Annotated in this window: 8 protein-coding genes; 3 read left to right on the top strand and 5 right to left on the bottom strand. The window is 68.7% G+C overall.

The window, feature by feature from the left end; all coding sequences use genetic code 11:
- The first annotated feature begins 7 nt into the window (after nt 1-7).
- The 3 genes from malG to ltrA all read left to right on the top strand — a co-directional run bounded on the left by malG (nt 8) and on the right by ltrA (nt 4,307).
- Nucleotides 8-898 (top strand): maltose ABC transporter permease MalG, encoded by an 891-nt coding sequence (gene malG, locus HOP52_RS12045; RefSeq protein ID WP_238977637.1) that lies wholly within the window; start codon nt 8-10, stop codon nt 896-898.
- A 218-nt stretch (nt 899-1,116) separates the two neighbouring features.
- A complete protein-coding gene (locus HOP52_RS12040) occupies nt 1,117-2,391 on the top strand; it encodes a maltoporin (RefSeq protein ID WP_238977636.1) in 1,275 nt (424 codons plus the stop codon).
- Nucleotides 2,392-2,918: 527 nt separating this feature from the next.
- The gene (ltrA, locus tag HOP52_RS12035) at nt 2,919-4,307 is read left to right on the top strand and encodes a group II intron reverse transcriptase/maturase (RefSeq protein ID WP_238977635.1); all 1,389 of its coding nucleotides are present in this window, start codon (nt 2,919-2,921) and stop codon (nt 4,305-4,307) included.
- A 184-nt stretch (nt 4,308-4,491) separates the two neighbouring features.
- Here the strand turns inward: ltrA and ugpC are convergent, their stop codons facing one another.
- The 5 genes from ugpC to tdh form a co-directional block, all read right to left on the bottom strand.
- Complete coding sequence (gene ugpC, locus HOP52_RS12030) at nt 4,492-5,607, bottom strand: sn-glycerol-3-phosphate ABC transporter ATP-binding protein UgpC (RefSeq protein ID WP_238977634.1); 1,116 nt, start codon at nt 5,605-5,607, stop codon at nt 4,492-4,494.
- A complete protein-coding gene (locus tag HOP52_RS12025) occupies nt 5,595-7,253 on the bottom strand; it encodes an alpha-amylase family glycosyl hydrolase (RefSeq protein ID WP_238977633.1) in 1,659 nt (552 codons plus the stop codon). Before HOP52_RS12025 ends, ugpC begins: the two co-directional genes overlap by 13 nt.
- A gap of 155 nt (nt 7,254-7,408) precedes the next feature.
- Nucleotides 7,409-10,105, bottom strand: coding sequence for an HTH-type transcriptional regulator MalT (malT, locus tag HOP52_RS12020; protein ID WP_238977632.1), 2,697 nt, complete (start codon nt 10,103-10,105; stop codon nt 7,409-7,411).
- Nucleotides 10,106-10,223: 118 nt separating this feature from the next.
- On the bottom strand, nt 10,224-11,414 hold the full coding sequence (gene kbl, locus HOP52_RS12015) for a glycine C-acetyltransferase (protein ID WP_238977631.1): 1,191 nt from the start codon (nt 11,412-11,414) through the stop codon (nt 10,224-10,226).
- A 1-nt stretch (nt 11,415) separates the two neighbouring features.
- Nucleotides 11,416-12,444: an L-threonine 3-dehydrogenase gene (tdh, locus tag HOP52_RS12010; protein WP_238977630.1), complete on the bottom strand. Its 1,029-nt coding sequence runs from the start codon at nt 12,442-12,444 to the stop codon at nt 11,416-11,418.
- Nucleotides 12,445-12,544: the final 100 nt, after the last annotated feature.

The raw sequence follows: 12,544 nt of genomic DNA, 5'->3' as shown, positions 1-12,544 counted from the left end.
TATCGCCATGGCCATGGTCCAACCCCGTTCGATCCGCGCCCGCCGGCTGGGCGCCCACCTGCTGCTGATCGGCCTCGTCAGCCTGGTCGTCTTCCCGCTGCTGCTGGTGATCTCGATCTCCTTTCGCGAGGGCAACTTCGCCACCGGCAGCCTGATCCCCGAGCGATTCTCCCTGGAGCACTGGGCGCTGGCCTTCGGCATCCCCTGGGAGCGCGCCGACGGCAGCGTCATCCAGCCGCCCTTCCCGGTGCTGCTGTGGCTGTGGAACTCGGTGAAGGTGGCGGTGGTGTCGTCCTTGCTGATCGTGCTGCTCTCCACCACCAGTGCCTACGCCTTCGCGCGCATGCGCTTCAAGGGCAAGGCGCCGATCCTCAAGGGCATGCTGATCTTCCAGATGTTCCCGGCGGTGCTGTCGCTGGTGGCCCTCTATGCACTCTTCGACCGCCTGGGTCAGCTGGTGCCGGCGCTCGGCATCAACACCCACGGCTCGCTGATCGTCGCCTCTTTGGGCGCCGTGGCCCTGCATATCTGGACCATCAAGGGCTACTTCGAGTCCATCGACGGCTCGCTCGAGGAAGCCGCCATGGTCGACGGGGCCAGCACCTGGCAGGCGTTCCGCTACATCCTGTTGCCGCTGTCGGTGCCGATCCTGATGGTGGTGTTTATCCTCGCCTTCGTGATGAGCATCATGGAGTACCCCATGGCCTCGGTGCTGCTGGTCGACGAGCACAAGCTGACCCTGGCGGTGGGCGCCCAGCAGTACCTCGCCGACCATAACCAGCGCTGGGGCAACTTCGCCGCCGCGGCGGTGCTCTCCGGCCTGCCGATTACCCTGATGTTCCTGATCTGCCAGCGCTGGATCATCGGCGGGCTCACCGCCGGTGGCGTCAAGGGTTAGGCGCTCCCCACCCCATTTCGACCCCGGCTTCGGCCGGGTTTTTTATGGGCGACGCCGGGGGGAGGAGGGGCGGGGGAACTACGCCCCCGGCCCCCGCCTCCCGGGGGGCGGGGGAGGAGGACGGCAAGCCGCCGGCGCTGGGGGATAGTCGAGGCTCGGCGACCGCTGTCGCCGTTCTCTACTGGCAACTTCTTCGCCATAACAACAACGAGGTTAGGATGAAACGTCTCCCCATCGCTCACGTCTCCCGTCTGCCCCTGCGCACCGCCCTGGCCAGCGCCGTGGCCCTGGGCCTGGCCGGCACCGCCCAGGCGGCCTCCCTCGACTTCAGTGGCTATGCCCGCTCCGGTATCGGCGGCACCTCTGGTGGCGGCGACCAGGCCTGCTTCCAGGCCCGGGGTGCCGGTGCCAAGTATCGCCTCGGCAACGAGTGCGACACCTACGCCGAGCTCGGCTTCGGCTCCACCCTCTACGAGGAGGCGGATACCCGCTTCCGTTTCGAGAGCCGGGTGGCCTACGCCTCCCAGCAGCGCAACGATTGGGAAAGCGTCAACGACGACGACACCCACCTGGCCTTCCGCGAGGCCAATGTGCAGGCCACCGGGGTGATCGAGTCGCTGCCCGAGGCCACCGTCTGGGCCGGCAAGCGCTTCTACCAGCGCCACGATATCCACATGAACGACTACTACTACTGGGATGTCTCCGGGCCCGGTGGCGGTATCGAGAACATCGACCTGGGGGTAGGGCGGCTGAGCCTGGCCTGGCTGCGCAACGGCAGCAGTGACGAGGCCTTCCCCGGCGGCGAGCGCAACAACCTGGCCAACGATATCTTCGATATTCGCCTGGCGGGGCTGGAGACCAATCCCGGCGGCAGCCTGGAGCTGGGCTACGACTACGGCTCGGCGCGGCTGACCAGCGAGCAGCGGCGCGCCGGGGCGGAGTCCCGGGACGGCCATATGCTGACCCTCGAGCATACCCAGGGGGGCTGGTTCGGCGGCTTCAACAAGGCGGTGGTGCAGTACGCCACCGACGGCATGATCGGCGGCTTCGGGCGTGTCAATTCCGCCTCCGACGCCCCCGAGGGCGATATGCTGCGGCTGATCAACCACGGCCTGGTGAGCCTGGCGCCGAACCTCGACATGCTCTACGCGCTGATCTACGAGGATCGCGACCTGGATGACGGCAATGGCCAGACCTGGGTCTCGGCGGGGGTGCGTCCCACCTACTACTGGTCCGACTACCAGAGCACCGCCCTGGAACTGGGCCATGATCGGGTCTCGCCCCAGGGCGACGGCGACAGCGAACGGCTCACCAAGCTGACCCTGGCCCAGCAGTGGAGTGCCGGCCGCGGCGCCTTCGTGCGCCCGGTGGTGCGCGCCTTCGTCACCTATGCGGACTGGAACGGCGATGCCTACAACGCCGCCAGCGAGGCCATCGAGGATGGCGACGGCTCCGGCCTCACCTTCGGCCTCCAGGCCGAGGCCTGGTGGTAAGCGACCCCGTCCCGCTCGCGCTACTGTTTCCTCGTTTGCCGGCGCCCTGCGCCGGCTTTTTTAGTGCGCCAGGCATGGCGCGCAGCGCCTGACTGGCGCTGTTCCCGAGGGTGGTGCCTCGGGATGACTTGGGGGTGAAAGTCCCCTGCACGCCCGGCAAGGGGAAGTGCTAGCCGACGGCAAGGGTGTTTCCCGCGAGGGGGAATCTGAAGGCAGCCCGAGGCAAAACGCTGGCCTGACGAACAGGAAGCGGATACGAGGCGACATGGCGGGGTGAGATGGCTGAAATCATCGAAGCCCGGTGCTTGCACGGAACGCCATGGCGTAAATCCGACAGGCATAAGCGGGAAGGTCGCGCGTCTTACCCTGGGAGGTCTGGTGGTCTGCCACGGTGCTACCGGCGTCGAGAGGCGACGGGATGGGCCACCAGACGTCAGCAGAGGCCATAGTAAGTGCCGTATTCACCCCGGCACCAAGGGCCGAACATGAAGAACCGCGAGTAGGCGATGACGTCTCGAGGATCGATCATGAAGACAGAAACTGGCGCTGATACCGTCACCCACCCAGAGGGGCAGGGGCAGCCCCCCGAGTTCCGGCCGGTGGGCGTCGAGACGGTCCCGGCGTCGTCATCGTGGACGAAAGCGGAGCCAACCCTGCTCATGGAAGCGGTGGTCGCCACCGACAACATGGAACAGGCTTACCGTAGGGTGGTCGCCAACAAAGGGGCGCCGGGTGCCGACGGCATGACGGCGCAACAATTGGCGGATCACCTGAAACAACACTGGCCGACGCTGCGCGAGCGGCTGCTGGCCGGCGAGTACCACCCCAGCCCAATCCGAGCCGTCGAGATTCCCAAGCCCAAGGGCGGGACGCGGCAGCTCGGCATCCCCACGGTCACCGACCGGTTGATCCAGCAGGCGCTGCTTCAGGTGTTGACGCCGATCTTCGACCCGGACTTCTCCGAGTCAAGCTACGGCTATCGCCCGAAACGCAGTGCCCAGCAGGCCGTCTCGGCGATGAAGGCTCACGTCACCGCCGGCCACCGCTGGGTGGTCGACCTCGACCTGAAAGCCTTCTTCGATCGAGTGAACCATGACCTGCTGATGGCACGGGTCGCGCGCCGCGTCCACGACAAGCGGGCACTGCGCCTGATCCGCCGCTATCTGGAAGCCGGGATGTTCCAGGACGGTCTGACCGCGCCACGCCGGCAGGGAACGCCCCAGGGCGGGCCGCTGAGTCCGCTGCTGGCGAATATCCTGCTGGACGACGTGGACAAGGAACTGGAACGACGCGGTCACCGCTTCTGCCGCTACGCTGACGATGTACAGATCTATGTGCGAAGTCGGCGTGCGGGCGAGCGTGTCATGGCTAGCCTGAGTGACTTTCTCGAGAACTCGCTCCGGCTGACGGTCAATTGCGACAAGAGTGCGGTGGACCGGCCTTGGAACCGCGGGTATCTGGGCTACACGCTGACGCGGCACAAGCTGCCAAGACTGACGCTGGCCAAGGCCAGTCTGCAGCGCCTGATGCAGCGTGTCCGTGAGATTCTCAAGCGCGGCAGGGGGCGCAATATTCGGCGCATCACCAGAGAGCTGGCCCCCGTCCTGCGGGGCTGGGCCAGTTACTTTAGTCTCGTCGATGTGAAACGCCCGCTGGAAGCGTTGGATCGATGGATACGTCGCCGGCTGCGCGGTCTGATTTGGCGGCAGTGGAAACGCCCGCGGACTCGGCGACGGAAGCTCTTGGCACTGGGTTTGGACGAATACCGGGCGTGGAAGTCAGCGGGAAATGGGCGAGGCCCCTGGTGGAACGCCGGCGCCTCGCACATGAATCAAGCCCTGCCGAATAAATGGTTCGATCAGCGGGGCCTGACCTCGGTACTCGATACAGTAAGATGGCTCAATCGTTCTTCATGAACCGCCGTGGTACGGAACCGTATGCCCGGTGGTGTGGGAGGGCTCCGGGGGCGACCCCGGACCCTACCCGATTGCCCACGCCAGCGACAACTGTTTCGTGGGCGCGCCATCAACGACTAGGCCCCGGCAACCTGCCGGGGCCTAGTCGTGGGAGCGTAAGGGGTAAGGAGCGAGGGGTAAGGCGTTAGTGGCTAACCCCGGGCACCGTGGTCTGGCGCGGGCAGGCGCGACCGCTGGCGTCGAAGAGGTGACAGTGCTCCCCGGCCAGGCCCAGGGTCACCGGCTGGTGGGGTTCCAGGTGGGTCAGGCCGTCCAGGCGCTGCACCAGGGCGCCCTCGACGCCTTCCACTGCCAGGTGGGCCAGGGTCTCGTAGCCCAACTGCTCGGCCACCAGCAGGCGGGCCGGCAGGCGGGCCTCGGCCCGGGGTTCGTCAACGAAGGCCTCGGCGCGGACCCCCAGGGTGGCGGTGTCGCCGGCGCTCAGGCCGCTGCCATCCACCGCCACCGCCAGGCTCTCGCCGCCGGGCAGGCGCACCGTGGTATGGCGCGGGCCCGGGTCGAGCACCGTCACCGGCAGGGTATTGATGCGCGGCGAGCCGATGAACTCCGCCACCTCCAGGGTCCGGGGGAAGTGGTAGAGGGAGAGCGGCGCCCCCACCTGGGCGATGCGCCCGCCGGAGAGCAGCACGATGCGATCGGCGAGCGTCATGGCCTCCACCTGATCGTGGGTCACATAGATCATGGTGGCGCCCAGGCGCTCGTGGAGCTCGGCGATCTGCACCCGCATATCGACCCGCAGGGCGGCGTCCAGGTTGGAGAGGGGCTCGTCGAAGAGGAACACCGCCGGCTCCTTGACCAGGGTGCGGCCGATGGCCACCCGCTGGCGCTGGCCCCCGGAGAGGTCCTTGGGCTTGCGCTGCAACAGCTCGGTGAGGTGCAGCATCTCGGCGGCGTGCGCTACCCGGCGACGGATCTCCGCCTTGTCGGTGCGCGCCAGCTTGAGGCCGAAGGCCATGTTCTCGGCCACCGTCATATGCGGGTAGAGGGCATAGGACTGGAAGACCATGCCGATGTCCCGCTCCTGGGGCGGCACCTCGTTGATGCGCTCCCCGTCCAGGCACATCTCCCCTTGGGTGATCTCCTCGAGCCCGGCGATCATGCGCAGCAGGGTCGACTTGCCGCAGCCGGAGGGGCCGACGAAGACCACGAACTCGCCATCCCCGATGGTCAGGTCGATGTCCCGGGAGATCTCGACCCCGTCGTAGGATTTGCCGATACCGCTAAGCGTCAAACGTCCCATGCCTGATCCTCCTCTGTCGAACAACTGGCGATGGCGATGCCGTAGGGGGGCAGGCGCAGCCGCCCGTTGGTCCAGGTGCCGTTGACCAGCTTGGGAGCGGCGTCCAGCGCCTGGGCCGCCCGGGGCGCCGGCAGCTCGCGGGCCTGGTCACTGAAGTTGAGGGCCACCAGCAGACGCTGGCCCTGGTAGTGGCGTTCCAGGCAGAGCACCTCGTCACGAATCGGGTGATAGCGCACCTCGCCCTTGACCAGCGCCGGTTGATTGCGGCGGAAAGCCAGCAAGGCGCGGGTGGCGTGGAGCAGGGCCTCGGGGTCCGCCTCCTGGCGATCCACCGCCAGGGCCCGGTGGGCCTCGGGAATCGGCAGCCAGGGCGCGCCGCCGGAGAAGCCGGCCTGCTCGGCCCGGGATGCCCAGGGCAGGGGGGTGCGGCAGCCGTCGCGGCCCTTGTAGGCGGGCCAGAAGGTGATGCCGGCGGGGTCGACGAGCTGCTCGAAGGTCAGCGCCGCCTCCGGCAGGCCCAACTCCTCGCCCTGGTAGAGGCAGACGCTGCCGCGCTGGGTGAGCAGGAAGGCCAGGTAGAGGCGCAGGTTCGCCGCCTCCCCCTCGGCGTTCCAGCGGCTCGCCAGGCGGGTCACGTCGTGGTTGCCCAGCGCCCAGCAGGGCCAGCCGTCGCCGATGCGCGCCTCCATCTCGGTGAGGGTGTCGCGCAGGAAGGCCGGGTCGTGACGCTCGCCGAGCAGGTCGAAGGAGTAGGCCATGTGCAGGCGCTTGCCGCCCTGGGTGTACTCGGCCATCACCCCTAGGGAATCGTCGTCGCCCACCTCGCCGACGCTGGTGGTGCCCGGGTACTCGTCGAGCAGGGCGCGTAGCCGCTCCAGGAAGGCCAGGTTCTCGGGCTGGGTCTTGTCGTGGTGATGGAGCTGGAAGCCGTAGGGGTTGTCCGGGCGCACCCCCAGGAAGCCCTCGGCGCTGCTCTCTCGGGGCGGGTTGTCCCTGAGCTCGCCATGGGTGCAGAAGTTCACCGCGTCGAGGCGGAAACCGTCGACGCCGCGCTCCAGCCAGAAGCGCACCTCGCCGAGGATCGCCTCCACCACCTCCGGGTTGCGGAAGTTGAGGTCCGGCTGGCTGCTCAGGAAGTTGTGCAGGTAGTACTGGCAGCGGCGGGTGTCCCACTGCCAGGCGCTGCCGCCGAACACCGACTGCCAGTTGGTGGGCGGCGCGCCGTCGGGCCGGGCGTCGGCCCAGACGTACCAGTCGGCCTTGGGATTGTCGCGGCTGGCGCGGCTCTCGGCGAACCAGGGGTGCTGGTCCGAGGTGTGGGAGAGCACCTGGTCGATGGTGACGCGCAGGCCCCGGGCATGGGCCGCCTCCACCAGGCGGTCGAAGTCCTCGAGGCTGCCGAACATGGGGTCGACGCCGCGGTAGTCGCTGATGTCGTAGCCGAAGTCCTTCATCGGCGAGGTGAAGAAGGGCGACAGCCAGATGGCGTCGACATTCAGGGAGGCGATGTAGTCGAGGCGCTCGATGACGCCCTTGAGGTCGCCGATGCCATCGCCGTTGGTGTCCTGAAAGCTGCGCGGGTAAATCTGGTAGATCACCGCCCCGCGCCACCAGTCGCTGCCTTGCTTGCCGAGCTGGGTCGTCATGGTCGATTCCTTAGCCTTGTTGATCGAGAAGGGGTCAAGGCTATGGTGGCCCCGCCCGGGGCGGCGGGGATCCTCCCGGGGCCGGGGCGCACGGCGTAGGCGGGGGGCGTAGGCAAGGGGCGGATGGGGAGACTTGAACTCCCGCGGCCTGGGGCCTACTCCCCCTGGATCCGCGCCAGGAGGTCGGCGGCCAGGGCGATGGCCTCCTCGCGGCGGCGGATGTCCTGCTTCTGGTAGAGGCTGCGGATATGGGTCTTGACGGTGGTGGGGGCCACGCCGAGCTGTTCGGCGATCTGCTCGTTGGAGAGGCCGGCATGGATCAGGCCGAGGATCTGCCATTCGCGGCGAGTCAGCGGCGAGGTGCGGATCAGCTCCGGCACGTCGGGGCGATTGACGATGTCCTCGATCACGGCGTCGTCGAGCATCAGTCGCACCGCCTGGCCGAACTCCCGCTGGCGGCCGGCCAGGCTCAATAGCCGCTCGGCGCGATCCCGGTCGAGGCGCTCCAGCCCACCGGCGTCGAGCAGTGCCTGGAGCATCTCTGGCAGCGCCCGGCCCAGGCGCAGGAAGCTGCCGGTGAGGCCGGTGCGACCGGCCAGCGCCAGAGCCTGGCGCAGGTGCGCCAGGGCCGCGTCCTGGCGGCCCCGCTGCCAGGCCAGGGCCGCCAGGCAGAGGCGGTTGCGGTTGGCGTCGGTGACCAGGCCGAGGCGGGCGGTGTGCTCCTCCAGGGTGTCGAGCAGCGCCTCGGCCTCGTCGAAGCGTTCCAGCAGGGTCAGGGCCCTGGCATGGTTGCGCACATTGCATTGCACGAAGTGGTTGCTGGCCGCCTCGGGCTGGGGCGGTGGCGCCTCCTGCAGCCAGCGCGCCACGGCGTCGCGGTCGTCGTTGGCCTGCCACCAGCCGAGCAGGGTGGCGTGGGCATTGGCCAGCCAGTCGATATGGTAGTCGCCCTCGGCGAGGACCTTGCGCAGGCGGCGAATATGGTCGGCGGCCTGGGCCTGATCGCCCCGGGAGAGGGCCACCTTGGCCAGGCCGATATGACATTGCAGGCTCCAGCGCTCGCCCTGGCTGTCGAGTACGGCGATACCCGCCAGCGCCGCCTGCTCCGACTCCTCCAGGCGGTGCCACTCCCACAGCAGCTGGCTGCGGATGCGGTAGAGGAACTCGCTGATCGGCTGCCGCTCCAGGTTGCCGCGCTCCACCAGGGCTAGGGCCCGCTCCTGGACATCGTAGGCGGCCTGCAGGCGGCCCTGGGCCACCAGGGTCTCGGAGTGGTGACAGTGGGCCCACAGCAGCAACTGATCGTCATGGATGCGGGCGGCCTCCTGTTCCACTTCCTGGACGCGGCTCAGCGACTCCTCCAGGTGCCCCAGCACGAAACGCGACTCGGCGAGGATCGCCCCTGCCGAGACCGGGGTGGCGGCCAGGTAGCGGGCCGGCAGAGCCAGGGCCGCTTCGGCCAGGGGCGCGGCCCGCTCGGCGTCGCCCTGGTTGATGGCCAGCTGGGCGCGCAGGGTGGCGAACTCGGCGGCCAGGGCCTGCCATTCGGGGGCCTCCAACTGGGCCTCGATCCAGTCGATGGCCTGGCGGGTGCGGGCGAACTGGTACTGGGCATGGCTGACCCAACCGTGAATCAGGGTCAGCCGCGGCGAGGTCACCAGGCGGGTATCGCCCAGCGTCGCCAGGCCGCGGGCCAGCAGGGCGAAGTGACCATTGGCCAGCAGCGTCGGGCCCTGGGCCTCGATCAGCTCGGCCAGTGGGCCCGGCTCCTCCGCCTCAATGGCCTGGGCCAGGGCCAGGGCCGGGTCGCCCAGGGCCAGCCAGGCCTGGCTGGCGCGGCGGTGCAGCTGGCGTTGGGTGTCGAGGCTCAGCTCGTGGCGGCGATGGTGCAGGTAACCGGCGAACAGCGGATGGAAGCGGCACCACTGCTCGTGGGGGGTCAGGCGCTGGATAAACAGGCCGGCGCGGATCAGGTCGTCGAGGCGCTGGGGCAGGCGGCGCCCCTCCAGCAGGCGCGCCACCAGCGGCGGCGAGAAGCGCTCCAGGACCCCCAACTGCAGCAGCAACTGGCGATCCGCCTCGTCGAGGGTCTCCGCCAGCAGGTCGTCGAACCAGGCCACGAAGTCCGGGTGGCTGCCCTGCAGGCGATCCACCAGGGCGTCGAAGCCGGCCCGGGTGGTGGTGCGCTCCACCAGCCAGTTGAGGGCCATGGCCCAGCCCTCGGTGCGCCGCAGGGCGCGCTCCAGGCTGACCCGGGTGGGCGGGAAACTGAGCTGCTCGGCGCACAGGGTCTGGGCCTCCTCCAGGTCGAAGGCGAGGGCGGCGGCATCCACCTCCTCCAGCTCGCCGCGCAGGCGCAGGGCGGCCAGGCCCAGGGGCGGGGCGACGCGGCCGATCAGGCTCAGGGTCAGCCAGGGGGGCTGGTGGCGCAGCCACAGGCCGAGCCCTTCGAGGAGCTCGGGGGCGCGGATATGCTCGAACTCGTCCAGCACCAGGCGGCAGGGCGGGTGACTGGCCGGCAGGGCCGCCAGCCAGGTGGCCACGCTATCGCCGAAGGAGTCTTGGGGCGCGGCCAGCACCGCCTCGGGCAGCAGGCCGGCCAGGGCGGCGCGGAAGTAGGCGGCGAAGCGCGCCGGGGCATCGTCCTGGGCGTCCAGGCGCAGCCAGGCCGCGTCCTGCTCCAGGGCCGGCAGGCGCTCCGCCAGCAGGGTGCTCTTGCCGTAGCCCGCCGGGGCTTGCACCACCTGCAGGCGCACCCGCTCGTCGAGCACGAAGTGGACATTGAGGCGTTCCCGGGCCACCACCCAGGGCGGCAGCGGTGGCGGCGAGAGCTTGCTGGGGATCAGGGACATGGCGCACACGGGGAGCTGAATCGTTATAGTCGACTCAGTATGCCTGCCGGGAGGCGGGTTGCGGGGCGATTACGACCAAGGTGGTAGTCGCCCCCGCTTGGTTAGAGACCCTGCCTGGTTAGATCCCCAGCCGCTCCTTCACCCGGCCGAAGGCGGCCAGGGCGTACTCCAGATCCTCGCGGCTGAGCGCCGCCGACATCTGGGTGCGGATGCGCGCCTTGCCCTGGGGCACCACCGGGTAGGAGAAGGCGATCACGTAGATGCCCTCCTCCAGCATGGCGTCGGCGAAGCGGCCGGCGGTCGCCGCGTCGTGGAGCATCACCGGCACGATGGGGTGCTCGCCGGGCAGCAGCTCGAAGCCCAGCGTCTCGAGGCCGTCCCGGAAGAAGGCGGTGTTCTCCTTGAGCCGGGTGCGCAGCTCACCCGACTCGGCGGCCAGTTCCAGGGCCTTCAGGGCACCGGCCACCACCGGCGGCGCCACGGTGTTGGAGAACAGATAGGGCCGCGAGCGCTGGCGCAGCAGCTCGACGACTTCGCGCTTGCCGCTGGTGTAGCCGCCGCTGGCTCCCCCCAGCGCTTTGCCCAGGGTGCCGGTGGTGATATCGATGCGGTCCATGCAGCCGAGGTGCTCGTGGGTGCCGCGCCCGCCGGCGCCCACGAAGCCGGTGGCGTGGCAGTCGTCGAAGTGGACCAGCGCCCCATAGCGTTCGGCCAGGTCGCAGATCTCATCGAGGGGGGCGATATAGCCGTCCATGGAGAAGACGCCGTCGGTGGTGATCAGCTTGAAGCGCGCGCCGTCGCGGTCGGCCGCCTTGAGCTGGTCCTCCAGGTCGGCCATGTCGCGGTTGCGGTAGCGGTAGCGGCGTGCCTTGGAGAGCCGCACCCCGTCGATGATGCTGGCGTGATTGAGCTCGTCGGAGATCACCGCGTCCTCGGCGCCCAGCAGGGTCTCGAACAGCCCGCCGTTGGCGTCGAAGCAGGAGGGGTAGAGGATGGTGTCCTCGGTGCCGAGAAACTCGCTGAGCTTCGCCTCCAGCTGCTTGTGCAGGCTCTGGGTGCCGCAGATGAAGCGCACCGAGGCCAGGCCGTAGCCCCACTCCTCAAGCCCTGCCTTGGCGGCGGCATTCACCTCCGGGTGCTGGGCCAGGCCCAGGTAGTTGTTGGCGCAGAGGTTGAGTACCTCGCGGCCCTGCTCGATCGCCACATGGGCGCCTTGCGGTGAACTCAGCAGGCGCTCGTGCTTGGTCAGCCCGGCCGATTCGATGGCCTCGAGTTCGCGGCGCAGGTGGTGTTGAAAGTCCCCGTACATCTTATTGCTCCCAGTTCAGAACGACCTTGCTGGCTTCACCGGACAGCATGGCATCGAAGCCGCGCTGGAATTCGGTATAGGGCAGGCGATGGGTGATCACCGGCGCGATATCCAGCCCCGAATCGATCATCACCGACATCTTGTACCAGGTCTCGTACATCTCGCGCCCGTAGATGCCCTTGAGCGTCAGCATGTTGAAGATCACCGTGTTCCAGTCGATGGCGATGTCCTCGGTGGGAATGCCGAGCATCGCTACCTTGCCACCGTGGCACATGTTGGCCAGCATGTCGCGAAAGGCGGCGGGGCTGCCGGACATCTCCAGGCCGACGTCGAAACCTTCGCTGAGCCCCAGGTCGCGCTGTACCTCGGCCAGACTCTCGTGGCGCACGTCCACGGTGCGGGTCGCCCCCAGGCGCTTGGCCAGCGCCAGGCGCTCGGGGTTGAGGTCGGTGATCACCACGTGGCGAGCGCCGGCGTGGCGGCACACCGCCGCGGCCATGGCGCCGATGGGGCCGGCACCGGTGATCAGCACGTCCTCGCCCAGCAGGTCATATTGCAGGGCGGTATGCACGGCGTTGCCCAGCGGGTCGAACAGGGCGGCCACGTCCAGGTCGATGCCCGGCCGGTGCTCCCAGACATTGGACATGGGCAGCGCCACATACTCGGCGAAGGCCCCCGGGCGGTTGACCCCCACCCCGCTGGTATGGGCGCACAGGTGGCGGCGCCCCGCCAGGCAGTTGCGGCAGCGGCCGCAGACCACGTGGCCCTCGCCGGAGACGATCTGGCCGGGCGTGAAGTCGTTGACGTTGGAGCCCACCTCGACGATCTCACCGACGAACTCGTGGCCTACTACCATGGGGGTGGGAATGGTCTTCTGCGCCCAGCTGTCCCATTTGTAAATATGCACGTCGGTACCGCAGATGGCGGTGCGCTTGACGCGGATCAGCACGTCGTTGATGCCGACCTCGGGGGCGGGTACGTCTTCGAGCCAGAGGCCGGGAGCGGCTTCCTTCTTGACCAGTGCTTTCATGTTTCACCTATTGTTTGTCGTGGTACGAACGTTGTCGGGGTACGAGCGTTCGTCGTGGTACCAGTTTGTGGCTGCGCTTGTGGCGCCGGGGTGGTGACCG

It is taken from the genome of Billgrantia campisalis, assembly GCF_022341425.1.
Lineage (GTDB): Bacteria > Pseudomonadota > Gammaproteobacteria > Pseudomonadales > Halomonadaceae > Halomonas > Halomonas campisalis.
The sequence above is the reverse complement of the archived record's forward strand: the minus strand, read 5'-3'. Positions and strand labels throughout refer to the sequence as shown.